The following is a 25,586-nucleotide window of genomic DNA, read 5'->3' on the forward strand; positions in this document are numbered from 1 at the left end:
AGCGGGGGAAACAGCTTAGGAGTCCGGCGCCCGCACAAAGTACCCTTGAGGACTGTGAAGGTACTCGTCATTGGCCCCGGGGGCCGCGAACACGCCATTGTCCGCTCATTGCTCAAAGATCCCAATGTTTCCGAGGTCCACGCGGCCCCGGGAAATGCGGGTATCGCCAAGCTGGTCCCCACGTACGCGATCGACGGCAACGATCCCGCCGCCGTCGCCGCGCTTGCGACGAAACTTGCCGTTGACCTGGTTGTCGTTGGCCCCGAAGCCCCGCTCGCGGCAGGCGTTTCAGACGCTGTCCGCGACGCAGGCATTCCGGTCTTTGGCCCCAGCAAGGCCGCTGCCCAGCTCGAAGCCTCCAAAGCGTTCGCCAAGGAAGTCATGGCAGAGGCAGGTGTTCCTACCGCTATGGCCCGCGTGGCAACAAACGCCGCAGAGGCCGCCGACGCGCTGGACACCTTCGGCGCTCCGCATGTGGTCAAGGATGACGGTTTGGCAGCTGGCAAGGGCGTCGTGGTCACCAATGACCGCGAGGAAGCGCTCGCCCACGCCCAGAGCTGTTTCGACGCTGGTGGAACCGTGGTGATCGAGGAGTTCCTGGACGGACCTGAGGTCTCCCTGTTCGTGCTGTGCGACGGCCGGACCACGGTGCCGTTGTCCCCGGCACAGGACTTCAAACGAATTTTCGACAATGATGAGGGGCCCAACACCGGCGGCATGGGTGCCTATACTCCTCTCGACTGGGCGCCTGCAGGCCTTGTCCAGGAAGTCATCGACCGCGTGGCACAGCCCACCGTAGACGAGATGGCAAGCCGAGGCACGCCGTTTGTCGGGGTCCTCTACTGCGGCCTTGCGCTGACATCGCGCGGCACCCGCGTCATCGAGTTCAACGTCCGTTTCGGCGATCCCGAAACCCAGGCGGTCCTTGCCCGGCTCAAGACTCCGCTCGGCGCCCTGCTGCTGGCAGCCGCCAAGGGCGAACTGGACCGGGCCGAAGAGCTGCGCTGGTCCAGGGAGTCGGCAGTCGCCGTCGTCGTTGCCGCCGAAAACTATCCGGACACGCCCCGCACGGGGGATCGTATTCGCGGTCTTAATAAAGTGGACGCGCTCGAAGGCGTCCATGTCATCCACGCAGGCACCAAACGGGACGAAGAGGGCTGGGTTGTTTCCGCCGGCGGGCGGGTGCTGGCCGTTGTGGCGCTGGGCACTGACCTAGTGGAGGCCCGGGAGCGGGCTTACGACGGCGTGGAGCTGGTCCAGCTCGACGGCGGACAGTTCCGTACCGATATCGCCGGCAAGGCGGCTCGCGGCGAAATCCACGTGGTCTCTCCTGCCACCGGCTCCATTCCGAATGTAAAGGCCTGAACCATGCCGGACAACAACGCCAACGGACTACAGACTGAGACCCCCGACCTCCCGGGGTGGAAGCACGTCTACTCCGGCAAAGTCCGGGACCTCTACGTTCCGGCAGATGATCTCGGCGGGGCCGAATCAGGCCAGGACCGCATCTTGGTGGTGGCCAGCGACCGTATCAGTGCCTACGACCACGTCTTGACCAGCGAGATCCCGGACAAGGGCCGTGTCCTCACGCAGCTGAGCTTGTGGTGGTTCGAGCAGCTTGGCGTGGAGCACCACGTTCTGGCGTCCACGGCGGCCGAGGGAGTGCCCGCGGAAGTCGAGGGACGCGCGATGATCTGCAAGCGACTGGAGATGTTCCCCGTGGAGTGCATCGCACGCGGATACCTGACGGGTTCGGGCCTGGTGGAGTACCGCCACTCGGGGACCGTCTGCGACATCCCCCTACCGGAGGGCCTGGTTGACGGCTCGCGCCTTAAGCACGCCATCTTCACCCCTTCTGCCAAGGCTGAAGTCGGCGAACACGACGAGAACATCACTTATGACGACGTCGTAGCGATGGTCGGCGACGATATCGCCGCACGCTTGAGCGAGCTCACGTTAAAGATCTATACCCGCGCTGAAGAGATCGCCCGCGGTCGTGGCATCATCCTGGCCGACACCAAGGTGGAGTTCGGCATCGACGTCACCACTGGTGTCATCACCTTGGGCGATGAGGTCCTGACGCCGGACTCCTCCCGGTTCTGGGACGCTTCCACCTACGAGCCGGGCAAGGCACAGCCGTCGTACGACAAGCAGTTCGTGCGTGACTGGCTGACCTCGGCGGAGTCTGGCTGGGACCGCGCGAGTGACGTCCCACCGCCCGCGCTGCCGGCCGACGTCGTCGAGAAGACGCGCGCCCGCTACGTGGAAGCGTACGAAAAGCTGACCGGCAGGACCTTCGCCTAACTCGCAGTTGTTGTCGTTTAGTCGATGCTAAACGACAACAACTGCGAGTCAGTTGGGTTCGCTCAGGCAGCTCTAAGCCGCGTTGCTCAACTTGCGCGGGACGAATGAGCGCTTCCACCATGGCTTGCGGCCGCCCGACGTTCCGCCAGCCGGATTTCCAGCACCGAGTCCAAGGCCTGCTGAACCCGGTCTGCCGCGCCTGCAGCAGTGAAATCACGCTGCGCTTCTTCGAGATGGACCAAGGCTTCCGTGTTTTCACCGGCCGCCTTGAGTGCCTTGCCGAGAAGGAAAGTGACTTCGCCCGCGGTATGCCGGGCCAGGACATCGCGGTCTGCGTGGATTTCGCGCAACTTGGTGATCGCGGCAGGGATGTCGCCGGTCAGGTAGAGCCAGCGGGCTCGGATGAACGCGACTTCCAACTGGTCCGTCTTGTTTCCGCCCACAATAGATAGGGCGAGTTCAGCCCGTTCGATGGCGGAGAGTGTTTCTGGTTCCACAATGCCGGAGGAGAGCCGAACAGCCGCCGATGCTTTGTTGAAGCGCGCCCATAGGTCTATGTCATTGGCGGGGGAGAGCAGCTTGGCGGCTCGCTCGTGGTGCTTGATGCCTTCCACATAGTCGTGCCGCATGAAAGCTACGTTTCCGACCACCCAGGCAACCTCGCCCGCGAGCTGCGACATCGAGTGGTCGTCCATCTGGCTATTCATGGCCTGGCAATACCCCCAGGCTTCGTCCAACCTGCCGCTCTCGGCCAGGGCTCCGATCAACGCACGGTGCGCGCCGATGATCAACGTTGAGCCCTTCGGCAGTTGCGCGGAAAGCCTCACGGCTTCCATGGCGTGCTCGACGGCGGTGGCCAGCTGACCTTGTCCGTGGCAGACAGCGGCAAGCATCTGCCGGGCGCGGACCCCCAGACCTGCAGACTCCGTGGCCATGGGATGTTCCAGTAGATGCTGGATGATCTGTTGGCATTCCTTCAGCTGCCCCTGTTTCATGAGGCACTCGGCTTGCATGTAGGTCATGTTCCACCAGGCGCTGGTGTTTCTTGCCTCAAGCGCGATTTGCGCGGCAGCCGCTGCGTGGCTTGCGGCAAGCGGGTAGTCCCTCAGGTCCCAGGCTTGCCGTGCATATAGCCCGGCAAGCACGTACTCGGCGTCACTGACGGATACCGGCTGGCTCCAGGCTTCCAGGGCTTTCGGCGCGAGCTCCAGGCGCCGCGCGAGTTCTTCAATGACCTCGGCTGTAGGCTCCCGGCGTCCGGTTTCAAGAAGCGAAATGTAGCTGGGTGAGTAAAGATCCCTACCTAATTCAGCCTGGGTCAGCCCGCGTTCGAGCCGTTCGGCACGGAGCTTTTCTCCGAATCCGTTCCCCACAGGTTCCTCCTAGAGGCTTGTCTTTGCACTGTCTTTTCGCCTAAGCCTTGACAGTCGCTGTGGAAAACATTTTACAATGAATGTCAACAGGGACCGCGTAATTTCCGTAACGAATCCGACTCGCATTGAGGAAAAATTATGTTGAAGAAGATTGCTGCAGCAGTGGCCTTGGCCGGCGCTCTTGCATTCTCCGCCGCGGCGCCAGCCGTGGTTTCCGCAGCCCCTGTGGCAGACACCGTCAACACGGTGCTCAGCATTGGTAACTGGCCCGATCCGATGAGGCTCACGCAGGCGATCGGCAACTGGCCGGATCCCATGCTTGTTTCGCAGGCAATTGGCAACTGGCCTGACCCCATGAGCGTCGCGCAGGCGATCGGCAATTGGCCAGACCCAGTGTAAGTGAGACCCGAGAGTGGCGTCCGGGGACCCGGGTAGCCACCTAATTATTCAAATGAAGTGAAGAATCCCCGAGGCGTCCGAAATCGACACTCCGGGGATTTCTTTTGCGCTCTGATCCACCGGCCCGTGGTATAGCCCGAACCATTGCAGGGGGTTGTTAACAACACTTGTCTCTAAACCTCGGGCGGGTGGGAAAACCGGTCGCGGGAATGTTCTTTGAGATTTCTGGGCTGGCCAAAAAACTCGTTAAATAAAGTTAGAAGGCCTTCCGAGTGGAAGCCCTTCTAACAATTGGTCGGGATGACAGGATTTGAACCTGCGACCTCTTCGTCCCGAACGAAGCGCGCTACCAAGCTGCGCTACATCCCGATCCGCTGCGAAAGCAACTGTTCAAGAATAGCCGATCCCTCCCCGGATGCGAAATCGAACGGAACCCCCCAACGGAACACCACGCTCAGACCAGCGAGTCCTTCCAGGCACCGTGCAAACGGGCGAAGCGCCCTCCGCCGCCGATGAGCTCGGCAGGCGAGCCGTCTTCCACGATGCGTCCCTCGTGTACCACGAGCACCCGGTCAGCTGTCTCTACCGTCGAGAGCCGGTGGGCGATAATGATGGCCGTGCGCTCGGAATCCGTGCCAGACAACAGCTTGCTGAGCCCAGCCTGAACCAGCCGCTCGGAAGGAATGTCAAGGGATGATGTGGCTTCGTCCAGGATGAGCACTGCCGGGGCGGCAATGAATGCCCGGGCGAAGCCGATCAACTGCCGTTGTCCGGCGGAGACGCGCCCGCCCCGCTTGTTAACGTCCGTGTCGTAGCCGTCAGGCAACCCGGAGATGAAGTCATGTGCCCCTACCGCCCGGGCAGCTTCTTCAATCTCCGCGCGGGTAGCTTCGGGCCGTCCCAGGGCGATGTTGTCCGCCACCGAGCCGCTAAAGAGGAAGGCTTCCTGGGTGACCATGACGACGGCGCGGCGCAGGTCCGCCGTCGAGAGCTCCCGGAGGTCGACCCCGTCGAGGGTCAAAGACCCTGCGGTGACGTCGTAGAAGCGGGCGATCAGCTTGGCGAAGGTCGATTTGCCAGCGCCGGTCTGTCCGACGAGCGCTATGGTCTGCCCGGCGGGAATGTGCAGATTCAGCTCGGGGACCACTACCTTGCCGTTGCCGTAGCCGAACTCCACGCCGCGGAAGTCGATTTCGCCGCGGGCATGAGGCAGGGGGACCGGGTTCTTGGGAGGCCGGACGGTGGGAACTTCTTCGAGCAGGCCGGACACCTTCTCCAGCGCGGCTTGGGCGCTCTGGAAGGAGTTGTAGAACATGGCCATCTGGTCCACAGGCTGGAAGAAGCGTTTGGTGGAAAGGATCAGCGCCAAGAGCACGCCTACTGCCAGGTCTCCGGAGAGCACCCGGAAGCCGCCGAACAGCAGGACCACGGCCACGCACACATTGCCGACCAGGACCAGGCCCGGTTGGAAGATGCCGTTCAAGTTGATGGAGCGAACCGTGACTTTGCGGTAGTCCTCGGACAGTTCGGCGTAGCGTCTGGCGTTCTCCGGTTCCTTCCGGAATGCCTTGATGGCCCGGATACCGGTCATGGTCTCCACGAAGTGCACAATCAGTCGGGCGGAAACCACACGGGACTCGCGGAAAGCGATCTGTGAATGCTTCTGGTACCAGCGGGCCAGAAAGTATGCGGGTACGCCCGTGGCGAGCATGATGAGTCCGCTGCGCCAGTCGAGGGCAAAGACGGTACATGCCGTGAAGAGCATGAACAGGATCCCCGAGGCCAAGGAACTGACGCCGGAATCGAGGAGTTCGCGCAACGCTTCGAGGTCCGAGGTCTGGCGGGCGATGATCCGGCCTGAAGTGTACTTCTCGTGGAACTCCAGGCTGAGCCGCTGGGTGTGTCGGAAGACCCTTAGCCGCAGGTCAAGCAGCATCGATTGGCTCAGCCTCGCCGTCGAGGTGACGTAGAGGGCCGTCAACACCGCCGTTGCGATGGCTGCCGCCAGATACAGGGCGCCGGCCAGGACCAGCGGCACGTTGTTTCCTGCGAGCAGCGATGGCAGGGCGTGGTCGATGCCGAAAGCAATGATCGCCGGCCCGGCCACCCGAGTGGCCTGCGAGAGCACCACCATCCCCAGCGTGAGCCAGAACCGCAACCGTACCGGGCGGATGAGCGATCCCAGCAAGGCAACCGACCGCCGTCGTACTGCTTTGCTGTCGCTACGGCTCAGGTGGGCGTTGTCTTCATTGGCGGTTCCGAACGTGCTCATCGGCGGCCTTCCCCGGCTTGGTTCATGTGCTGTTCCGCATCGAGCTCGTGCTCGAGTTCGTCGAGTTCGAGGTCGAGATCCTTCGGACCCGCATCGAGGCTCGCGATCACGTAGCGGTAGTGCGCGTTGTTGGCCAAGAGCTCCGTATGGGTCCCGACGGCGGTGATGCTTCCTTTTTCGAGCAGCGCCACCCTGTCGGCCAGGGCAACAGTCGAGGGCCGGTGCGCCACGATCAGCGTGGTGGTGTCCCGGAGGACCTCGCGGAGACGGGCCTCGACGAGTTCTTCTGTGTTCACGTCCAGGGCCGAGAGCGGATCATCCAGCACGAGGACCTTGGGCTTGGCTGCGATGGCGCGGGCGAGGGCGATCCGCTGCCGCTGGCCTCCGGAAAGGCTGAGACCTTCTTCTCCGATAAGGGTCTCGACGCCGTCGGGCAGCGAATACGCGAAGTGCGCCTGCGCGACGTCGAGCGCTTCTTCGAGTGCCTCCTCGGAAGTATCGGGCGCGCCAAGCAGCACGTTGTCCCGGACCGAGCTCGAGAACAGAGTGGTGTCCTCGAAGGCGACGGCGACCACCGTCCGCAGCTGCTCTACGCTGAAATCCCGAATATCAACGCCGTCGATGCTCACGGATCCTTCGCTCACGTCATAGAGCCGGGGGACCAGCTGGAGGAGGGCGCTCTTTCCGCTGCCGGTAATGCCCACGAGGGCCATGGTTTCGCCCGGCCGGATGTCCAAGGTGATGTCGTGCAGGAGCCGGGCGCCGTCGTCGAAACCGAAAGCGGCGCCTTTGAAGCTCAAGGCCCCACGCAGTTTCTTGGGTGTTCTGGGGTTCGCCGGGCTGGTGATCGTGTTGGGCGTGTCCATGACCTCGAAGTGGCGGTCGAGGGCCGTCTTGGCGGTCAAAGCCATGGCAAGGAGCGTCCCCGAGAATTCCACCGGTGCGGCCACCACCGCCGCGGTGCCAAAGAACGCAACCAGGGAACCAATGCTGAGTTCGCCTGCGGAGACAAGCAGGACGCCCGCTACGAGCCCGACGCCGAGTGCCAGCTCGGGCAGGAGGGTCACCACGAGCGTGAAGGTGGCTTGGTGCTTGGCCTTGGCGATCTCGGTCTGCCTCAGCTCTTCGGCCTGCTCGTTGAAGTTCTCCAGTGCCTCGCGACTGCGACCGAACGCCTTCAGCACGCGGATGCCGTGAACGGACTCCTCAACAGTGGTGGCGAGGTCGCCGGCCTGGTCCTGGCTGAGGCGGGTGACCAAGCTGAAGCGGCGGCGGAAGCGGAACGAATAGACCATGATGGGCACAGCGGCGGCCAGGAAGATCAAAGCCAGTTGCCAGCTCATCGCGAACATCACGACGACGCCAATCACCACGGTCAGCGTGGTCACCACCAGCATGATCGCGCCGAACGCCATCCAACGCCGCAGGAAGTTCAAGTCGGTCATCGCGCGCGACAGCAATTGCCCTGAGCCCCAACGGTCGTGGAAGGAAACTGTGAGGTCCTGCAGGTGGCCGTAGAGGGACACCCGCATCCTGGATTCCACGGTGGTTGCGGGATTGATGACGAACTGGCGCCGCAGAGCCACTAGCCCGGCTTCTGCGATACCGAGTGCCAGAACCACCGCGGCGGCAATCCAGACAGCGTTGCTGGGGCCGCCCGGGTGGAGGGAGCCGTTGATCAGGACCCGCAGCACTTGCGGGATGGCAAGCGCCATGATGCTGGCCAGCAATGCGCTGAGCAGCCCCATGAAAAGCCGGGGGAGGATCGGTTTCACATGCGGATAGAGACGTTTGATGGAGGTGAAAAATGAAGTCTGTTTGGCCATGCCCGCTTCTCAACAGCTGTGCTCCGGTGCTCTGCGCCTTCCCGGCACGACACTCGGAGGTAGTTTCCTGTAGCAACTACCCTATGCCATCGCGTCACGGGATTGACAGCACCATTGCGCTACGTGATGCGAGGTATTGGCGCTGGGGGAAGGGGAGTCGTGGGTGAGGTACCAGAAGTGATGGGGACCTCGTTTCCTGCTGGACGTGGTTCGCCGCGGCCCTCTTCCCCTGATGGACATGCTCAACCCTGGCAGCTAAGGATGGACATATTGCTGTTATGTCCATCCTTGGTGTTGGACGAGGGGCATGCTCAGCGGGGTGGGTTTGTTATGTCCATCCTTGGTTTGACAGGATGGGCATGCTCAGTGGTGGTGCGGGCTACTGACGCGCCGTCAGCGTCAGCAGAACCGCTTCAGGCTTACACGCGATCCGGACTGGGGCGAAGCGTGAGGTGCCGATGCCGCCGGAGACGTTGACCGGCGTCGTGCGTCCGTTGTTTTCCCAATCGTGCAGTCCCTTGGCGCGCCAGGTGGGCAGGTCGCAATTGGCCACCAGAGCGCCGTAGCCGGGGATGCAGATCTGGCCGCCGTGGGTATGTCCGGCCAGGATCAGGTCCGCGGAGTCGTTCGTGAAATGGTCCAAGACCCGTTGGTAGGGGGCATGGATCACCGCTACGCGTAGATGAGGACGGGAGTCCTGTCCGGCGGTGCCGCGGGGCCAGCCAACGTAACGCTCCCGATTCAGATGCGGGTCATCCACCCCGGAGAAGTCGAAGCGGATCCCGTTGATGGGCAGGGACTGGTGCCTGTTGGTGAGGTCAATCCAGCCGGACATCCCGAAACCTGAACGGAGGCGCGGCCAATCGAGCTCATGGGGATTGTTCTTGACCCGCGATGGGCCGCGGAGATAGGCGGCGGGGTTCTTGAACCGCGGGGCGTAGTAGTCATTGGAGCCCGGGACGAAGACGCCCGGGAACTTCAACAGAGGCCGCAGCGCATCAAGCAGAGGAACCACAGCATGGGGGTGGCTGAGATTGTCACCCGTGTTCACCACAAGGTCGGGTTGGAGCGCCGCAAGCGAACGCAGCCACTCCGCTTTCTTTCGTTGGCTAGGGACGAAATGGATGTCGCTCAAGTGCAGCACCCGGAGGGGAGCCGAGCCTTCGGGCAGGATGGGGACGGTTTCTTCGCGGAGCACGAACTGGTTCTTTTCCCAGAGGCCGTACGCGAAGCCCGCGACGCCGGCGGTTGCGCCCGCACCCGCAGCGACGGCAAAGCCGCGTCCGATGCTTCGGACGCGGCCTGCGAGCGATTCAATGGTGGGCTTGGAGCCGTTAGCCATTTTTGTTTCCGTTGCCATTTCCATTGCCGTTCCCGTTACCGTTGCTGCTGGGCTGGGTGTTCGGCTGCGTGTTCTGGGAATTGTTGTTGTTCGGAGTTGACGTCCGATAGCCCGGCAGATCGAGCAGGTTCGACGGCGGGGCCGGGAACGGGTTCGTGCCGTAAGCAGGGGCAATCTGGGACATGTAGTTGGAGAACTGCGGCCCGGCGATCATGTAGCCGTCGATGCCCGGATAGAACTTGCCGTTGACGGTGATATTACGACCAAAACGGGTTTGGCCGCCCAAGGGATCGCCGAACCAGCTTGCAGTTGCAAGGCCCGAAGTGTAGCCAACAACCCACGTGGAGCCGTTGCTGTCATTGGTTCCGGTCTTTGCGGCGATGGGGAAAGTGGTCTTCGTGGAGATCCGAGGACGGATGAGGGAACCGGAACCCTGGTTGAGAACCTCTTGCATCGCGTAGACGACACCGTGGGCAACTTCCGGCGTCACGGCGTCACGGCAATTGGGGGACTGGGCAGGCAGCTTGGCACCCGTCTGGTCCGTCACGGAAGTAATGGCGATCGGCTCGCAGTACTTGCCGTTGTTGGAGAATGTGGCCATGGCACTCGCCATGGTCAAAGGGGCGGTCTGGGTCGAACCGAGCAGGTTACCCAGTGTCGTCATGGAAACCTTCGGATTGGGATCCGTGATCGCCCCGGACTGGTCGCGGGCGGGGGTTCCGCCGTGAATGCCGACGGCGTCGACGATCTTCTGAATGCCGCAGAGGTCGAGTTGAGCTGCCGAGGCAAATGTTGCCGTGTTGATGGAGTTCATCAGGCCATACAGGACCGTCATGGGGTGGTAGTAGCCCGCTTCCGAGTTCTGGAGGTCAAAGCTCCCGGGCACCGAACCGTCATAGAAGCCGTTAGTGGGGGTAGGACACGTGTTCCGCCAAGGGAAGCCTGGTCTGTAGGTCCGGACGGCGGCGTTGATGGTGGTGTTCATCGACTTGCCTTCATTGAGCCATTCGGCAAACGTGAAGGGCTTCATGGTGGAGCCGGGCTGGAACCCACCCAAACCGTTAAGGTCGTTGCCCTGTGCGTCGACCACATCCACGTTGAAGTTCTGTGTTTGATCGAACTTCCCCGCCGCGGGTAGCCACACCGTGTTCTGGGCCATGGAAACGATCTTTCCATTGCCCGGTTGAACCGAGACGATAGTGGACCCCCACTTGTCCGGGTTGTCGCCGGTGGTGGCATCGACCTGGGCTTGGGCAACGCTTTGGGCCTTCGCATCAAGCGTGGTCTGAATGGTGAGGCCGCCGCGGGAGATGCGGTTGACGCGCTCGTCCTGGGTGGCGCCATAGGCAGGGTTGTTGTAGAGCAAATGCAAAACGTAGTCACAGAAATACGGTGCCGTAGCCGCGTACGCACAACCTTGGCGGGGCTTCGTGACCTTGGTGGTGACCGGCGTCGCGATGGCGGCGTCGTAATCCGCCTTCTTGATCTTGCCCTGGTCCAGCATGAGGCCGAGCACCAGGTCGCGGCGCTGCTTGGCGTGGTCCGGGTTCGCAATGGGGTCGTAGTACGAGGGGCTGTTGACGACGCCCGCCAGCAAGGCGGCCTGCGGCAAGGTGAGATCCTTGGCGCTGACGCTGAAGAAGAGCTTCGAGGCGGCCTCGATGCCGTAGGCATCCTTGTTGAAGAAGACGATGTTGAGGTAGCCCTCAAGGATCTGCTGCTTGGAGAACTTTTTCTCCAAGGCGATGGCCAGCTTCATTTCCCGGAGCTTGTCTCCGACGCCCTTGTTGACGCCGTTGAGCTTCACGTCAGCGGCTTTGTCCTGGGACACGAGAGACTCATTGATGACGTTGTTGACGTACTGCTGGGTGATGGTGGAAGCACCCTGTTTCTGGCCGCGCGCGGTGCTGACGATGGCACGCATGATGCCCGTGGCGTCGATGCCGCCGTGCTCATAAAAGCGGCTATCCTCGACTGCGACCACCGCGTCCTTGATGAACGGGCTCATCTGGTCGAGCGTGACCCGCGTGCGGTTCTCGGAGTAGATGGAGGCTATCTGGCTGCCGTCCGCGGCCAGGATAGTAGTCGCCTGGCTGGGCGGGTTCACCTGAAGCTCCGCCGGAAGCGTGTCGAAGAACTGGATGGATCCACTCGCCGCACTGCCCGAAACGGCGGCCGCCGGGACGAGCAAGCCCGCCACCAGGACGCCACAAATAGCGCTCACACCGAGGAATCCGAGGATCTTTCCAAGAGTGGTGGCAGTGTCGAATAGAGGGTTCCTACGAGTCACCATGTTCTCCACTTTACCGGCAAGGGCTAGTCTTTCTTTCATGACCAAATGGGAGTACGCGACGATTCCGCTCATCATTCACGCCACAAAGCAGATTCTGGACCAGTGGGGAGAGGACGGCTGGGAGCTTGTCCAAGTTGTCCCCGGACCCGATGGAAACGGACTTGTTGCATACTTGAAGAGGGAGAAGCAGTAACCATGACAACCCCCGCAGAAGCCACTGTTGGCGCGGATTCCGCAGCTCCGGCATCCGCCGTCGAGCAGCGCCTTGCCGAACTCGGTTTGACCCTGCCGGCCGTTGCCGCTCCGGTGGCCGCGTACGTTCCGGCCGTCGTCTCAGGCAACCACGTATACACCTCGGGCCAGCTGCCCTTTATTAACGGCAAACTAGAAGCTACGGGCAAGGTTTCCAGCGGCGAAGAGGGCCTGTCCGACGAGCCGACAGTATCTCCGGAAGACGCCCAGATGTATGCGGCCGTCTGCGCTGTCAACGCGTTGGCAGCCGTCAAGAGCGTCATTGGCGACCTCGACCGCATCACACGCATCGTCAAGGTCGTGGGCTTCGTGGCCTCGGATACCTCCTTCACCGGCCAGCCCGGCGTGATCAATGGCGCGTCCGAGCTTCTTGGGCGTGTCTTCGGCGACAAAGGGCAGCACGCGCGTTCCGCCGTCGGAGTTGCAGTCCTTCCGCTCGACTCTCCCGTTGAGGTCGAGCTGATCGCTGAATTCAGCTAAGGAACCGGTTCATTCAATTGCCACAGCTAGCCCGACGCCTGTTTGCTTTACCCCCCGAACTCGAAGGGGCGGCACGGAACTGGCTTGAGCTCGGCGAACGGACTCCCCGCGCCGCGCGTCTTGCATCATCTGTTGTTTTGCTCCGCGATTCGCCTACCGGCCTGGAAACGTGGATGGGTTACCGTCCCGGTTCCTCGCCGTTGGGGGTCGTTGCGTTTCCCGGCGGATCGCTGCAACCCACCGACGACGACGCCCTCGGCTGGCTTGGCCCCTCGCCTCAGCATTGGGCTGAGGCGCTAGGGACCGCCGACGTCGGACTTGCCCGCCGCCATGTGGTGGGCGCGATCCGCGAACTGTTCGAGGAAACCGGTGTGTTGCTGGCCGGCCCTGACCTGTCCTCTACAGTGGAGGCAACGTCCACCCCGGAGTGGATGAAAGCCCGCGAGGCCGTAGCCGCCCAGGACAAGTCGTTCACCGATGTCCTGGCCAAGCGTGGCTTATCGCTGCGGACGGACCTGCTCAAGCCGCTCGTCAACTGGCTCAGCCCGGACTTTGCACACCGGCGCTTCAACACCCGCTACTTCGCGGCTACCCTTCCGGTTAACCAGCAGCCCTCCCTGCTGGCGAGCAAGGGTGTCTGGGGCCGTTGGGTGTGCGTTTCCAAGCTCATGGCCGAGCGCGGGACAACCGCTCTCGGCGACGAGATCGGCCAAGAAAACACAGTTGGACTGTCGCTAGGCCAATTGCTGGTGCCGGGCTCGGAGATCATTCTCGAGAAGATGGCCGCTGCCCAAGGCTGTATTGCTTACCTCAGCTACAAACGAAAGCCGCACATGTACAAGCCGCGGCTCGTCGACGAGGACGGCACGCTCATGCTCGAAGTTGAAGCCGCCCGGACGGTTTCAGGAGAGCCGCAGCGGGAACGCTAACTACACTCAAATCCACTGATGATAGAAAAAATGCCTGGCGACACCTGAATTCCGGTGTCGCCAGGCATTTTGCGTCTCGCGGGAAACTAGCGGGAGCGCTGGCGGAGGCGCTGCATGTCCAGGATGACAACTGCGCGGGCCTCCAAGCGGAGCCAGCCACGCTGGACGAACTCGGCGAGGGCCTTGTTGACCGTCTCGCGGGAGGCGCCGACCAGCTGGGCCAGTTCTTCCTGAGTGAGTTCGTGGGCCACCAGGACGCCATCGGTCGCAGGCCGGCCGAAGCGGTCCGCCAAGTCCAGCAGCGCCTTGGCGACACGACCCGGGACGTCCGAGAAAACGAGGTCGGACAAGGAATCGTTGGTACGGCGCAAGCGGCGGGCAAGTGCCTGCAGCAACTGCGCAGATACCTCCGGACGGGTACGCAGCAAGGCGTTGAGGCTTTCGTTCTTCAAGCCTGCCAAACGGGTCTCCGAAACGGCTGTGGCGGTTGCGGTACGCGGGCTGGGGTCGAACAGGGCCATTTCGCCGAAGAGCTCGCCCGGGCCGAGGATGGCCAACAGGGATTCGCGGCCATCCGGAGAAGTGCGGCCGAGCTTAACCTTGCCAGACACGATGAAGTAGAGCTGGTCACCCTGATCGCCTTCGCGGAAAACAGACGCTCCGCGTGAAAGGTCCACCTCTGTGAGTTCGTCCGTCAGCAGACGGAAAGCGTCGTCGTCAAGGGTCGCGAAGAGGGGCGCGCGGCGCAGTACCTCGATGTCCATGAAATCTCCTGAGTAAAAGTTCGGCTGTGGCGCTTCAGCCATTGTTTCAGAATTTTCTCGGCTCTGTGACGTACTTGGCAGCCGAAACGCCCGAAATCACGCGGAAGAGGCCCGAAACTGCGGCCTAACCGGCCGGGAATGCTCCGCTGGGCGGCGGCTTCGGGATGCGGTTGGCATCTTGCTTCTGAGGGGAGGCTGTCAGTCTGTGCATCTACAATTGGGGCTTACCCGGCGGTGAGGAGTTTTGGTGTTCGGTTTGACCATATTGGATTTGGCGTTGATTCTGATGCTTCTTTCCTACCTGATCTACGGACTGCGCAACGGCTTCCTCGTGACGCTGGGTGGAATCACAGGCTTCGCTGCAGGGGCCGTAGCTGCCTTCATCGCGGTCCCGCTCGTCGGCGACTGGGTGAAGGACAGCGGTTGGAGATTGACGGCCATCATAGGCTCCGCCGTGCTTCTCATCGTCTTGGGACACGGACTCGGCACCTGGATTGGCCAAAAGGTCCGCAGGGCCGTGCGGATCCAGCCATTGAACGCCTTGGACCGCTTGTTGGGCGGTTTCGTCAGCTTCGTTGTGGCGGCACTCGTCATGTCCATGTTGGCTTTCAGTATCAGTTCCTTGGGCGTGCCGTTCGTCTCACAGCAACTGGCCGATTCCAAGGTAATCCGCTTCATCGACACCATGACACCCACACCGGTCAAAGCAAGCGTGGCGCAATTGCGTTCCACCGTCATGGGCAACGGCATTCCGCACCTCATCGAAGGGATCGGCCCCGTGGCTCCGGTGCAGATCCCGAACACCAGCACAGACACCCCGGCGCTCAACAATGCCGCCCATTCCGTGCTGAAGATCGCCGGCACGGCCTACCAATGCGGCCAGAACCAGACGGGTTCCGGCTTCGTGGTCTCTCCTGGCCGCGTGGTGACAAACGCTCACGTGGTGGCCGGCGTGTCCCAGCCTGTTGTCGAAATTCCCGACGGCGGCGCATTGCCGGGCCGAGTTGTCTACTTTGACAGCCAACGTGACCTCGCCGTCGTCGCTGTCGACGATCTCCCGACGGCGCCGCTGCCGTTGAGCGCCGATCTTCCAGATGGTTCGCCCGCGGCCTTCGCCGGCTACCCGCACGGTGGCCCTTTCCAGTCCAAACCGGCTGCGGTGGAGGGCATCTCGACCCTGTTGGTTCCGGACATCTACGGCAACAACCCGTCCCCGGAACAGGTCTACAAGCTTGCCGGCGACGTTCAACCGGGTAACTCGGGCGGCCCGCTCCTGACCACCCAGGGCCAGGTTGCTGGCGTTGTCTTCGCTAAGACCACATCGGATGTGGCAGTCGGCTATGCCCTGACCATGGAGGAGCTATCACCCGTTGCGGCGCAGGCGTCATCCCTGAACATGGCAGTGTCCTCGGGCCAGTGCACCAAGAAGTAACCCCGCCCACCTAGGGACATGCTCAGCGCTTGATCTGAGCACTGGACATATTGCGTTTATGTCCAGTGCAGGGTGTGAAGGCTGGGCATGTCCCCCCCGGGAAGAGAGGGACGAGGCTTCTAGACTGCGGTGGCGAGGTAGTCGATGGCCAGCTTGTAGCCCTGCACTCCTGCTCCGACGATCACTGCGGAGCACACCGGGGAAAGATAGGAGTGGTGCCGGAATTCCTCGCGCTGGTGCACATTGGTGATGTGGACCTCGACGGCGGGAAGCTGGACCGCTGCGAGGGCGTCCCGGAGTGCCAAGGACGTGTGAGTATATGCGCCCGCGTTGATGACGATCCCGGCGGCGGTTCCGCGCGCGCCGTGGATCGCGTCAATGAGATCGCCCTCGTGGTTGGACTGGACGCAGTCCACGGTGAAGCCGTTGGCCTCGGCGGCTGCCATGGCGAGCTGTTCGACGTCGGCCAGTGTGGAAGTGCCGTACTTTTCCGGCTCGCGGGTTCCGAGCAGGTTCAGGTTGGGGCCGTTAAGGACGAGGATGGTGCCGCGACCGGCTTCGGTGGCGGTGGGAGCTTCAGTCATACTTCCCAATCTATAGCTGGGAAGTGCCTGTTCGGCCTTTCTTACGCCGTTGCCGCAGCCCAACTAGCTGGCAGTTGTTGTCGTTTTCAGGGCTTATACCGACAACTACTGCGAGCTAGTTGGGAGGGCGGCAGGGAACTTGGGCGGCGCCCTAGCGCGCGGCGATCCGGAGCTTCCCGACGCCCTCGGCGAGGATACGGCGCGCATCCTCGCCGAGTTGCGAGTCCGTCACTAGCACGTCGGCTTCCTCCAGCTGGGCAATCGAGGCGATGCCTACCGTTCCCCACTTGCTGTGGTCCGCCAAGATCACCACGTTGCGGGCCGCACTGATGAAGGCCCGGTTGGTCTCGGCTTCCTGCAGGTTCGGCGTGGTGAATCCGGCGTCCGCATCCATGCCGTGGACGCCAAGGAACAGGGTGTCGAGGTGCAGCTGCTTCAGCGCGGCCGTAGCGATGGGACCCACTAAGGCGTCCGACGGCGTGCGCTCGCCTCCCGTGACGATCACCGGGAAGCCGTGGCGCGAACCGGAGGCATTGTGGAAGAGATCCGCGATCCTGATGGAGTTCGTCACCACCGTGATCCGCGGACCCTTCAAGAGTTCCTTGGCAAGCTCGTAAGTGGTAGTTCCAGCACTCAGGCCCACGGCCATGCCTTCGTGAACCAGTGCGGCGGCTTCGACGGCGATTGCGTGCTTTTCCGCGATCAGCTGGGTCGATTTCAATTCGAAGCCAGGCTCGTGGGTCCGCGCATCGCCGGGGATCTTGGCGCCGCCGTGGATACGCTCCACGAGGCCTGATTCCTCAAGCGATTCAATATCCCGCCGGACGGTCATGGCGGAGACGCCCAGCAGTTGCGCGAGGTCCGAGACGCGGACAACCCGTTCGCGCCGGACGGCGTCGACTATGGCGGTGTGGCGCGCTGCCTGGAGCATCGGGGCCTTTCGGGACGGACGGCAGGGTGGCTAAGCGGGAGTGGCGACGACGGCGACCCCTCCGGCAGTAAGGTTCAGCGTACCTCCGGTGGGCGTTCCGCTCAGGAGCTCGACGCCGTCGAGCGGCACCTCGACGCCGTGCGCACTGTGGTTGATCACGAAGGTCCAGTCCTTGGTGCCGTTGCTCCGGCGGACGATTTCCACGTCATCCGGCGGCTGAATGCCCAAGACCGGCTCCACCCCGGCGTCGGAGCAGAGGAGCTGGAGCAGTTCGGACAGCCCCGCACGGCCCAAACTGGTGGCCACGTAGTAGGCGGCACCCCGGCCGTTCGATGCTCCCCGGCGGGTCACGGCCGGCGAGCCGCCGACGCCGGATCGCCCGACGCCGGAACCACCACTTCGCGTCCGGCCGTCGAACGTGGCAAGAACCTCCGCCCCGGTTGCCTTCCCCAGCTCGCTCCAGACCGTCCCGGGGCCGAAGCGGCTCAAGTCCACGGAATCTCCGGAACGCAAGGGGAAGAATTCTTCCATGCTGATGCCCAACAGTTCGGAGAAGGCCCCCGGGTAGCCGCCCCCGTTGACGGGGTCCATCCTGATGTGGTCGTTCTCGTCAACGATCCCGGAGAAATAGGTGATCACCAGGGTGCCGCCGGCTTCCACATACCGGTGGAGCTTCGCGGCGCCCTCGTCCGTGACCAAGTACAGCATCGGCGCGACTACCAATTTGTAGCTGGCAAGGTCATCGGTGCTTTGCCGGATGTCCGTGGTGATTCCCGCCCGGAAGAGCGCGTCGTGCCAGCGGCGCGTTTCGGGGATGTTCCGGGCGTCCTCGCTGGGGTGCGAGTCCAGTTCGGTGCCCCAACGTGCATCGGTGTCGTGGATGATGCAGGCTTCGGCCCGGACCGTGGAGCCTGCCACCTCCGAAATGCTCTCGAGTACACGGCCCAGCTCCACCACTTCGCGCCAGACTTTGCTGTCGCGGCCAGCGTGGGGGACCAGTCCGGAGTGGTATTTTTCGGCCCCGGCGCGGGAGGCACGCCATTGGAAGAACAGCACGCCGTCAGTTCCGCGGGCCACGTGCTGCAGGGAGTTTCGCAGCATTTCGCCCGGTGCTTTGGCAAAGTTGCGGGGCTGCCAGTTGACTGCAGAGGTGGAGTGTTCCATCAGCAGCCAGGGTTTGCCCTGAGCCCAGCCGCGGGTGAGGTCCGCCGTCATAGCCAGGTCTTGGAAGTTCCGCTCGTCGGCGGCAATCAAGTAGTGGTCATTGGACACGACGTCCATCTGTCTGGACCAGCGCCAATAATCCACGGGAGCGTTCAAGCCCATGTTGAAGCCCATGAAATTGGTGGTCACCGGGTGCTTCGAATGTGCCCTAATGATGTCTGCCTCTGCGTTGAAGCACTCAAGAAGGGCATCGGAGGAGAACCTCGCGAAGTCCAGTTGCTGCGTGGGGTTCACCCACGTTCCCGACCGGCGCGGCGGCAGGATCTCGGCCCAGTCGTAGTAATGCTGGGACCAGAAAGCCGTGCCCCAGGCCTCGTTAAGCGCGTCCAGGTTCCCGTATCTGTCCTGGAGCCATTCCTGGAAGCCGCGCTCCGCATGCGGGCCGAAATCCGGTTGGTTGTGGCAGCCGTACTCGTTGTGGACATGCCACATCACGACGGCGGGATGCCCCGCGTAGCGCTGCACGATCGCCGTCGTCAGTGCTGCTGCAGCCCGGCGATAGTCCGGCGAGCACGCCGCGAAGGCCTGGCGCGAGCCGTAACTTTGCCGGACGCCGTCGGCATTCACCGGTAGTGAATCGGGGTACTTGCGGCTGAACCACGGCGGGGGAGAAGCACTCGCATTCGCGAGATCCACGCTGATGCCGTTGCTGTGGAGCAGCTTGAGGATTCTGTCCAGCCAGCCGAACTCGTACCGGCCTTCTTCGGGCTCCAGGAGCGCCCAACTGAAGATGCCGACACTCACCAGGTTCACCCGTGCTTCCTTCATGAGGGCCACGTCGTGTTTCCAGACCTCTTCGGGCCATTGTTCGGGGTTGTAGTCGCCGCCGAACGCGATCCGTCCGCCCAGCTTGTCGACGATGTAGTCCATGGTCATACGTTGTTCTCCTCTATTGGAACTGACGGTGAGGCCGGCCATGAGCGGAGTGAATCTTCTACATCTGTTATATCGGCCAAGCTGCGATTGGCGGCCCGGGCTTGACCGGTCCGACTGATCGCGTAACACCCAGGCAAAGCAGCGGACTGTGGCCTTGGGGTAACCCCGGCTTCAGCCTTCAATCTCCACCTGACTTTCCGATGGATTCCGCACATGTCCCTATTCTGCGGCCAGAAGAGCAGCCTGGGCGTCGAAGCAGTAGAGCTCCAAAATGCCCTTCACGGGCGGGAGAACACCGCTTTCGGGGTGGTGGCCGAGGCCGTCCTTTGCTCAGAGCGCGACATATGGCCGGCGACTGCAGGAATGGGCGTATGCCCCTCCCAAATTATCCGATTCGACGGCTCGGAGAGGACCCCGCTAACGTCCCCGACGGTCGGTTGGCAATCCGCTAGCGACAAGCATAAAGACGTTCGAGAGCCTCGCACAGCAGACCTTCTCGACAAACGTCGACTTATCGTTGACGCTCAGAAGACATCGGATGTTTAGCTGCGCCCGGGCAGTTAGCTCTGGCTTTGCCCTCGAAAGCTTGCTAGCTTCGGGTCTGTGAATGGGGACACACGGTCAATAGCCGTCAAAATAATGTCATGGGCCCGGGGTGCGGATGCGTCAAAAGCATCTGAACTCGTCATGGTCTCGGAAGATTCAGCGCTGATCGGCAAGCTGGCCGACCACGATTTAAAGGCGCAGGATGTGGTGCTTTTCGCACCGCAAGGGAATAAGCCTCCTCCGACTGTACCTCGATGGCAGCAATTCCATTACTTCGGTGACTTCAAAGACCCGGACGCTGACATTCTAATCGGTGAGGACTTTTACGTCCAGCAGCCGACGAGACTCACCTATAGTGCTCGCGAAACGGGGTGCATGCCTCATTTGGGAAACGCTCGCGAAATCACGGGCCGCTACGGGCACGGCGGTGACGATGAGGGATGGACCTGTCGATGGCAACGCGTAGGGAAATCACGAAGAAGTACGCAGCCGATTATGCGAAGGCGTCCAAGAAAGCCAAAGGCGTGGTTCTCGACGAGCTCGTGGCTGTTACGGGATGGTCCCGGGCAAACGCCCGCCGCGCATTGGCCACGGCCCGTGCGCGAAAAGGCCGGGCGAAACCGGTAACGCGCAGGCCTCGGGGACGTACGTATGGCTATGACACCCTCAAGGTCCTGATCTGTGTGTGGCGGCTGGCCGGGATGCCATCGGGCAAATACCTGGCCGCGACCATGGACCTCTGGCTGCCCAAGCTTCAGGCCTTCGGGGAACTGGACGCCAAGCGACTGACACCGGCAGTGGCGGCGCAGCTGATGCAGGTCTCCGGGGCGACGATCGACCGGCTGCTTAAGCCCACGAAGGACGCGGACAGGCCCAAAGGGTTGTCCGCGACGAAGGCCGGGCCGTTGCTGCGGAACTCCATCACGGTCCGCAAGGCAGGGGACGAACACGAACAGGCGCCGGGGTTCATCGAAGCGGACATGGTCGTCCACTGCGGGCCCACCCTGGCCGGTGAATTCGCCAGGACCCTGACCGCCACGGACGTCTTCACCGGCTGGACCGAGAACGTCGCGGTCCGCAACGGGGCGCATAAATGGGTGCTCCCGGCCCTGGACGAAGTCGTGGCCCGGCTGCCCTTCCCCCTGGTCGGTCTGGATACCGATAACGGCGGGGAATTCATCAACTACGCCCTGATCGCCTGGGCTGGTGACAAAGACATCTACTTCACCCGCTCCCGGCCGTACAAGTCCAACGACAACGCCCACGTCGAGCAGAAAAACGGTGATGTGGTCCGCCGCCATGCCTTCCACTACCGCTACGACACCACCGCCGAGCTCAAACTCCTCAACGCCCTCTACGACCTCGTCCGGGTCCGGCTGAACCTGTTCACCGCCACCATCAAAGCAACCGGCTGGCGCTCAAACAAACACGGCAAGAAAACCCGCATTTACGACAAGCCACGGACCCCGTACCAGCGCGTCGTCGATTCCGGGATCCTCACCACAGCCAAAGCCGCCGAACTCGCTCAACTAATGGAGATCACGAACCCGGCCGACCTCACCCGGGGCATCACCAAAATCCAGACCCAGCTGATCGCCCTCGCCGCAGCGAAAACACAGGCCCTGGAGGACTCATCCACGCGAGCACAAATAGATGAGGCACGCACAACACTTTCGCGAGCATCTTGACATGAGTCGTTACGGCAGCAGTCCTACGCTGTTTCCGAGTTTGTTCCCATTGGTGGTCCGACGATTCTGCGTGCGGACAATGATGTCGATAGATCAGCGTTCATCCGTGATGCAGACACAGCACACTCATCCGGGAAGTTCCCGCTCGCATTGTGCCACCCCAAATCCCTTTTGGGTGACATGCCAGCTCTGGGTTTTGTTCCAGATACCGCGGAGGTCAGTAATGCCTTTATCGCCAGCTCTGGGGAAGTGTTCACCTCGCCTGCGGGCCTCCCGTTAGGGAATCTGGAAGAGCCCAATCCGAACTGGTCCGAACGCTGGGCGGCTAGGATGACTGAAGTTCGGCAACGGCCGGAGGTCTCCGGCCGGCCTTGGATCAGCCGCTACCTGTCGGCGGCAGATGCTCTCCGACATGCCCAGGTCCGGGGCTTTCAGGGGATGCGGGTATCCGGTTTCGGTGGACATCTTGTCGAAGAGCTGGACGGGCTTGGTGACAAACGTCAGACCTCACGGTTGCTGCTCCTCTTCAACGGGGGCGTGGCTCATTTGCACGACACCGCCTCATCGAGGACGTACAGTCTGGGTTCTGATGCCGCCAAGCTCGCCGACATAATGCTTACAGTGGGCTCGGATGTATCCGAAACGGCGGCACGAATCCTCGGCTGTTCGGAATCGTTGGCGGCGGCTTCCATACAGCAGATCGAGGAATCGTTCAGCGACAAAGGCATCCGGGATGGCTTCGTCGAACCTGTGGGGCTCTAATGGAAGCGCTCCCTGAGGCCATCAACGGCCGTGCCCGCGTTGCCTTGAAGAACGTTCCCGACGTTATTGTTCACGACATCTATTCTCCCCTCGGGGCAAAGCTTTATGATGCGATCGCACTTCAGGACGCCCATGAGCTTCGGGAGATGATCGCAATCGCCCGCGAAACTACCGGGCCGATCCTCGAATTGGCCTGCGGGGCCGGACGTTTTACGCTGGCTCTCCTCGCCTTGGGGAGGCAGGTGACCGCCGTCGACCTCTCTCCGTCGATGCTAGGCATTTTGTCGGACCGGCTGGATTCAAGCCATGCTCATCTGCGGGTCAATCTCACAATGATCGAAGGTGACATTTGCGACTTCGATGCCGGACGCCGGTTCAACACTGTCATCTTCGGTTGCGTTACCGTGTCGCTCCTTGATTCGACTGCAAGAGGCAGGCTATTCCGCCACATGGGATCGGTGTTGTCTGCCGACGGTCGCTTCTTCCTCTCGACCACCGTGGCGGAAGGGGACACCGATCTTGCCACCCCAGGGGCTCCCATCGAGAATCTGCAACAGGTCCTCGATTCGGCTGGAACAGCCTACCGCCTCCATGAATACATAGCGGCCGATCGAAGCATCCGTGCGATCACCCTGATCCCGGAAGTAATCACTCCGGGTGCCCCCGTGGACGTCTTTACCACCGCCGTCCGGGTCCTGCCGCCGGATCAGTTGATGACAGAGCTCCAGGCAAATGAACTGGAAGTCATCAGAACCCACCCGGTGAAGACACCAGGTGCAGCCCACGAGATCGTCATCCTGGAAGTCGGACACCCTGCCTAGCGCGGTCTGGACTTCGCTTCAGCCGCTGACGGAAACTAACCTCCCTTCCTCGGGAGTAGTGTCTGCTTTCGGGCACAGGATCCGTTTCGGTAACGGTGACGACGTGCTCTGCGCAACAAGCGGCCTATGGAACGTAAATCTGGGCTACGGCAACCCTGCGATTGCTGAAGCAGTTCACGGGGCGCTCCTGGAGTGTTCGTACTCGACGTTGTTCAGGCAATGGAACGCGCACGCCGAAGAGGCGGCGGCTGCGCTGTTGGATGCTGCAGGCGAGGACCTCTTCTCCCGTGTTATCTACTCAACTTCCGGGAGCGCGGCCAATGACTTGGTCATGAAACTGGTCAGGCAGACACAGATCCTCCGACAGTTTCCCGAAAAGCAATTGATTGTGGCTTTACGGGGCAGCTATCACGGCCTGACTTACGGCAGTTTCTCGCTGACAGGCGAAGATCTTGGGCAACGCGTTTATGGCGTCGACCAAAGACTGATTCGCCACGTCGGATGCGAATCCGGAGATGAACTCTCGGAACTGATGGCCTTGCAAGGCAACCGTATCGCGGCGGTCGTTGTCGAGCCTGTCCTGGGGACCGGGGCGTATCCGGTGCCGCCCGATTTCCTCGATGAGCTGTTCCGTTTCCGGGAAAAGTATGGGTTCATCATCGTTGCGGACGAGGTTGCCACGGGGTTCGGACGAACCGGTCCGATGTTCGCCTCCACAAGATGGTCCCAGGGACCCGACGTCCTGATCACGTCAAAAGGACTCACAAACGGCTCGTGCGCTGCGGCCGCGGTACTGACGTCTGCGGACATCGCCCAGCTGTTTGTGGCTTCTGGAAGCGTATTCACCCATGGCGAGACCCAAGCAGGAACACCAGCAACGGCAGCGGCGATCCTCGCGACCTTGTCCGAATTCATGCGTCTGGACGCTCTCGACAACGGTGTGAAAGTCGCCAGGCAACTCGATTCCGCGCTCAATGCTCTGACTTCCTCAACCAGGTCCGTCACCGCGTATCGGGGCCAAGGGTGTTTCCGGGCTCTGGACGTGATCGGTGCAGAGGGTGCACCGATCACTGGGAAGGAAACTTCTTCCCTGCTCCAAAGCATCCGGCGGGCCGGGGCCAGCGTCTACCCCGGGCCGGGGGGCATCCAGCTGATCCCGTCTCTGACCTATTCAGAGGTTGAGGTCAGACAGCTCTTCGAATCAATTGCTGGCGGCCTATCCGAATTCGCTACGGTAGGCGTAAGTCATGATTAGCCCCGTGCGCACCGTGCGATCAGGGCCGTCGGTGTTCACAGCCCCCGCGGACTTCGTCAATTGGCTGGGCGACGCGACCCGAGCCCGCCCGCGTCGTCCGGTGCTGGCTGTTGTTGACGCCGCCGTCACCCGGTCCCCCGACGGACTACGGTTTCTAGACTTGCTGCGGGGGACAGCCGATTTGCTGTGCGTTGACCCTGCGGCGGATGAAGCCGCTCTGCTTTCGACAGCTGAGAGGTCCGGTCCGGTGGATGTTGTGCTGGGCATAGGTGGCGGGGCTGCAATGGACACCGCCAAGCTGTTGCCGCCGCTCTGGGACCCAGGCCACCGCCTCACCATCATGTCCCGGACACGTGCCGGTCACCTGATGCTCCGCGACGAACCTGTTCCCAAGTGCGCCCTCGGGTTGGTGCCCACAACGCTGGGCACCGGTTCAGAGTCGGGAATGAACGCCTGCATCTCCGACGGATCACGGAAGCGACTGGTTTCCGGCGGGCAGCTCCGGGCGGATGCCGTCCTTCTGAACTCCGGACTGACTGCTTCGCTTCCCATGCATTTGGTGCTGTCCGGCACATTGGAGGCCATCTTCCGGCTTGCCACCCCGTTTGTTCTGACCGGCACGCCGAGGCGATCCTCAGACACACTTGCCTTAGCCACCATACGGGCACTGGCACAGGCCGCAGACGAGGTTCAACATCTACGATTGCAGGGCAGCCCCGGCATCCGCGCGGCCGAGGTGCGTCAGGAGATAGCCGAGCTGAGTTCCTTTTCGCAGACCGGGTGGACCAGCCTTGGCCGCAATTCCTATGGCACGCTCCCCTGGATCATTGCGACGGAGCTCTCCACGGTGGTAGGGCTGTCGAAGATGGAAGCGGTTGCGGCGATATTGCCGGCATACTGGCGCCGAGTGGAGTCCGGAGACAAACGGTTCGGATTCGCCGCCCGCTTATCGGACGTCGGTCATGCACTCCCACATACCAATGTGCCCCCGGCTGCAGGTCCAACCGCAACCCTAGAAAATGCTCTGTCGCGATGGGACCTCACCAGGTCCTTGTTCATTGGCACTCAAGACATTCATCGCATTTCCCAACAGATTTCGCGCGCCTGGGGAGGCGGCCTTCCGACGATGCAGGGCTTGACTTCAGCGGACACCGAGGCCTTCCTCACGGAAGCCGTCGGTGCCGTGCGCGAATAAGGCGGGGGACGCGCAACCGGCGCGACCCACGAGACCCA

21 protein-coding genes, 1 tRNA gene and 1 pseudogene are annotated in these 25,586 nt (G+C 62.3%); 13 read left to right on the forward strand and 10 right to left on the reverse strand.

Annotated elements, in window-relative coordinates:
- The first annotated feature begins 54 nt into the window (after nt 1–54).
- Nucleotides 55–1,365: a phosphoribosylamine--glycine ligase gene (gene purD / locus ABD884_RS01455; RefSeq protein ID WP_345054366.1), complete on the forward strand. Its 1,311-nt coding sequence runs from the start codon at nt 55–57 to the stop codon at nt 1,363–1,365.
- Between the two features lie 3 nt (nt 1,366–1,368).
- Complete coding sequence (locus ABD884_RS01460; RefSeq protein ID WP_345034616.1) at nt 1,369–2,304, forward strand: phosphoribosylaminoimidazolesuccinocarboxamide synthase; 936 nt, start codon at nt 1,369–1,371, stop codon at nt 2,302–2,304.
- An 86-nt stretch (nt 2,305–2,390) separates the two neighbouring features.
- Here the strand turns inward: ABD884_RS01460 and ABD884_RS01465 are convergent, their stop codons facing one another.
- Nucleotides 2,391–3,677: a helix-turn-helix domain-containing protein gene (locus tag ABD884_RS01465; protein WP_345034621.1), complete on the reverse strand. Its 1,287-nt coding sequence runs from the start codon at nt 3,675–3,677 to the stop codon at nt 2,391–2,393.
- Between the two features lie 138 nt (nt 3,678–3,815).
- Between ABD884_RS01465 and ABD884_RS01470 the strand changes: the two genes are divergently transcribed.
- Nucleotides 3,816–4,076: a hypothetical protein gene (locus ABD884_RS01470; RefSeq protein WP_345034623.1), complete on the forward strand. Its 261-nt coding sequence runs from the start codon at nt 3,816–3,818 to the stop codon at nt 4,074–4,076.
- Nucleotides 4,077–4,368: 292 nt separating this feature from the next.
- Here the strand turns inward: ABD884_RS01470 and ABD884_RS01475 are convergent.
- The 5 genes from ABD884_RS01475 to ABD884_RS01495 all read right to left on the reverse strand — a co-directional run bounded on the left by ABD884_RS01475 (nt 4,369) and on the right by ABD884_RS01495 (nt 11,848).
- Nucleotides 4,369–4,445: transfer RNA gene (locus tag ABD884_RS01475), tRNA-Pro, on the reverse strand.
- Nucleotides 4,446–4,530: 85 nt separating this feature from the next.
- Nucleotides 4,531–6,348, reverse strand: coding sequence for an ABC transporter ATP-binding protein (locus ABD884_RS01480; protein ID WP_345034627.1), 1,818 nt, complete (start codon nt 6,346–6,348; stop codon nt 4,531–4,533).
- Nucleotides 6,345–8,174: an ABC transporter ATP-binding protein gene (locus tag ABD884_RS01485; protein ID WP_345034633.1), complete on the reverse strand. Its 1,830-nt coding sequence runs from the start codon at nt 8,172–8,174 to the stop codon at nt 6,345–6,347. The genes ABD884_RS01480 and ABD884_RS01485 overlap by 4 nt, the downstream gene beginning before the upstream one ends.
- A gap of 379 nt (nt 8,175–8,553) precedes the next feature.
- A complete protein-coding gene (locus ABD884_RS01490; RefSeq protein WP_345034637.1) occupies nt 8,554–9,516 on the reverse strand; it encodes a metallophosphoesterase in 963 nt (320 codons plus the stop codon).
- The gene (locus ABD884_RS01495; protein WP_345034646.1) at nt 9,509–11,848 is read right to left on the reverse strand and encodes a transglycosylase domain-containing protein; all 2,340 of its coding nucleotides are present in this window, start codon (nt 11,846–11,848) and stop codon (nt 9,509–9,511) included. Before ABD884_RS01495 ends, ABD884_RS01490 begins: the two co-directional genes overlap by 8 nt.
- Between ABD884_RS01495 and sp36 the strand changes: the two genes are divergently transcribed.
- Genes sp36 through ABD884_RS01510 form a run of 3 tightly spaced genes read left to right on the forward strand, consistent with a single transcriptional unit; the run spans nt 11,847 to nt 13,470 of the window.
- Nucleotides 11,847–12,002, forward strand: a complete 156-nt coding sequence (gene sp36 / locus ABD884_RS01500; RefSeq protein ID WP_009359196.1) for a Sp36 family protein — start codon at nt 11,847–11,849, stop codon at nt 12,000–12,002. The genes ABD884_RS01495 and sp36 overlap by 2 nt on opposite strands.
- Nucleotides 12,003–12,004: 2 nt before the next feature.
- Nucleotides 12,005–12,541, forward strand: a complete 537-nt coding sequence (locus tag ABD884_RS01505) for a RidA family protein (protein ID WP_345034654.1) — start codon at nt 12,005–12,007, stop codon at nt 12,539–12,541.
- A gap of 17 nt (nt 12,542–12,558) precedes the next feature.
- The gene (locus ABD884_RS01510; protein ID WP_345034656.1) at nt 12,559–13,470 is read left to right on the forward strand and encodes an NUDIX hydrolase; all 912 of its coding nucleotides are present in this window, start codon (nt 12,559–12,561) and stop codon (nt 13,468–13,470) included.
- A gap of 86 nt (nt 13,471–13,556) precedes the next feature.
- Here ABD884_RS01510 and ABD884_RS01515 read toward each other — a convergent pair whose 3' ends face one another.
- Entirely contained in the window at nt 13,557–14,234 is a 678-nt protein-coding gene (locus ABD884_RS01515) for a Crp/Fnr family transcriptional regulator (protein WP_011775987.1), read from the reverse strand.
- Between the two features lie 247 nt (nt 14,235–14,481).
- Between ABD884_RS01515 and ABD884_RS01520 the strand changes: the two genes are divergently transcribed.
- Entirely contained in the window at nt 14,482–15,666 is a 1,185-nt protein-coding gene (locus ABD884_RS01520) for a MarP family serine protease (RefSeq protein ID WP_345034668.1), read from the forward strand.
- A gap of 119 nt (nt 15,667–15,785) precedes the next feature.
- Here ABD884_RS01520 and aroQ read toward each other — a convergent pair whose 3' ends face one another.
- From aroQ to ABD884_RS01535, 3 genes are all read right to left on the reverse strand, one after another.
- A complete protein-coding gene (gene aroQ, locus ABD884_RS01525; RefSeq protein ID WP_345034674.1) occupies nt 15,786–16,250 on the reverse strand; it encodes a type II 3-dehydroquinate dehydratase in 465 nt (154 codons plus the stop codon).
- A 151-nt stretch (nt 16,251–16,401) separates the two neighbouring features.
- Nucleotides 16,402–17,181 carry a DeoR/GlpR family DNA-binding transcription regulator gene (locus ABD884_RS01530; protein ID WP_345034679.1) on the reverse strand — a complete coding sequence of 260 codons (780 nt, stop codon included), beginning with the start codon at nt 17,179–17,181 and terminating at the stop codon, nt 16,402–16,404.
- Nucleotides 17,182–17,211: 30 nt separating this feature from the next.
- The gene (locus tag ABD884_RS01535; protein ID WP_345034684.1) at nt 17,212–19,323 is read right to left on the reverse strand and encodes a beta-galactosidase; all 2,112 of its coding nucleotides are present in this window, start codon (nt 19,321–19,323) and stop codon (nt 17,212–17,214) included.
- 171 nt (nt 19,324–19,494) lie between these two features.
- On the opposite strand from ABD884_RS01535, the gene ABD884_RS01540 reads away from it, so the two are divergent.
- The 6 genes and pseudogenes from ABD884_RS01540 to mpaC all read left to right on the forward strand — a co-directional run bounded on the left by ABD884_RS01540 (nt 19,495) and on the right by mpaC (nt 25,548).
- Nucleotides 19,495–19,827, forward strand: coding sequence for a hypothetical protein (locus ABD884_RS01540; RefSeq protein WP_345034688.1), 333 nt, complete (start codon nt 19,495–19,497; stop codon nt 19,825–19,827).
- Between the two features lie 452 nt (nt 19,828–20,279).
- Nucleotides 20,280–21,515, forward strand: a complete 1,236-nt coding sequence (locus ABD884_RS01545) for an integrase catalytic domain-containing protein (protein WP_345034695.1) — start codon at nt 20,280–20,282, stop codon at nt 21,513–21,515.
- 21 nt (nt 21,516–21,536) lie between these two features.
- Nucleotides 21,537–22,277 (forward strand): annotated as a pseudogene (gene mpaB, locus ABD884_RS01550) (daptide biosynthesis RiPP recognition protein); the annotation flags it as partial.
- Nucleotides 22,277–23,098 carry a daptide-type RiPP biosynthesis methyltransferase gene (gene mpaM / locus ABD884_RS01555; protein WP_345034703.1) on the forward strand — a complete coding sequence of 274 codons (822 nt, stop codon included), beginning with the start codon at nt 22,277–22,279 and terminating at the stop codon, nt 23,096–23,098. The pseudogene mpaB and the gene mpaM, both read left to right, overlap by 1 nt.
- Entirely contained in the window at nt 23,052–24,353 is a 1,302-nt protein-coding gene (gene mpaD, locus ABD884_RS01560) for a daptide-type RiPP biosynthesis aminotransferase (protein WP_345034708.1), read from the forward strand. The genes mpaM and mpaD overlap by 47 nt, the downstream gene beginning before the upstream one ends.
- The gene (gene mpaC, locus ABD884_RS01565; RefSeq protein WP_345034713.1) at nt 24,346–25,548 is read left to right on the forward strand and encodes a daptide-type RiPP biosynthesis dehydogenase; all 1,203 of its coding nucleotides are present in this window, start codon (nt 24,346–24,348) and stop codon (nt 25,546–25,548) included. The genes mpaD and mpaC overlap by 8 nt, the downstream gene beginning before the upstream one ends.
- Nucleotides 25,549–25,586: the final 38 nt, after the last annotated feature.

It is taken from the genome of Arthrobacter methylotrophus (assembly GCF_039539965.1).
GTDB classification, from domain to species: domain Bacteria; phylum Actinomycetota; class Actinomycetes; order Actinomycetales; family Micrococcaceae; genus Arthrobacter; species Arthrobacter methylotrophus.

Bases quoted from the DNA above. Each gene is read 5' to 3' on its own strand.
- ABD884_RS01470 (WP_345034623.1), top strand. From the start codon at position 3,816: ATGTTGAAGAAGATTGCTGCAGCAGTGGCCTTGGCCGGCGCTCTTGCA.
- ABD884_RS01485 (WP_345034633.1), bottom strand. From the start codon at position 8,174: ATGGCCAAACAGACTTCATTTTTCACCTCCATCAAACGTCTCTATCCG.
- ABD884_RS01540 (WP_345034688.1), top strand. From the start codon at position 19,495: ATGTCCCTATTCTGCGGCCAGAAGAGCAGCCTGGGCGTCGAAGCAGTA.
- ABD884_RS01480 (WP_345034627.1), bottom strand. From the start codon at position 6,348: ATGAGCACGTTCGGAACCGCCAATGAAGACAACGCCCACCTGAGCCGT.
- ABD884_RS01515 (WP_011775987.1), bottom strand. From the start codon at position 14,234: ATGGACATCGAGGTACTGCGCCGCGCGCCCCTCTTCGCGACCCTTGAC.
- ABD884_RS01530 (WP_345034679.1), bottom strand. From the start codon at position 17,181: ATGCTCCAGGCAGCGCGCCACACCGCCATAGTCGACGCCGTCCGGCGC.
- ABD884_RS01460 (WP_345034616.1), top strand. From the start codon at position 1,369: ATGCCGGACAACAACGCCAACGGACTACAGACTGAGACCCCCGACCTC.
- mpaM (WP_345034703.1), top strand. From the start codon at position 22,277: ATGGAAGCGCTCCCTGAGGCCATCAACGGCCGTGCCCGCGTTGCCTTG.
- sp36 (WP_009359196.1), top strand. From the start codon at position 11,847: ATGACCAAATGGGAGTACGCGACGATTCCGCTCATCATTCACGCCACA.
- ABD884_RS01535 (WP_345034684.1), bottom strand. From the start codon at position 19,323: ATGGCCGGCCTCACCGTCAGTTCCAATAGAGGAGAACAACGTATGACC.
- aroQ (WP_345034674.1), bottom strand. From the start codon at position 16,250: ATGACTGAAGCTCCCACCGCCACCGAAGCCGGTCGCGGCACCATCCTC.
- mpaC (WP_345034713.1), top strand. From the start codon at position 24,346: ATGATTAGCCCCGTGCGCACCGTGCGATCAGGGCCGTCGGTGTTCACA.
- ABD884_RS01495 (WP_345034646.1), bottom strand. From the start codon at position 11,848: ATGAAAGAAAGACTAGCCCTTGCCGGTAAAGTGGAGAACATGGTGACT.
- ABD884_RS01545 (WP_345034695.1), top strand. From the start codon at position 20,280: ATGGCAACGCGTAGGGAAATCACGAAGAAGTACGCAGCCGATTATGCG.
- ABD884_RS01490 (WP_345034637.1), bottom strand. From the start codon at position 9,516: ATGGCTAACGGCTCCAAGCCCACCATTGAATCGCTCGCAGGCCGCGTC.
- ABD884_RS01505 (WP_345034654.1), top strand. From the start codon at position 12,005: ATGACAACCCCCGCAGAAGCCACTGTTGGCGCGGATTCCGCAGCTCCG.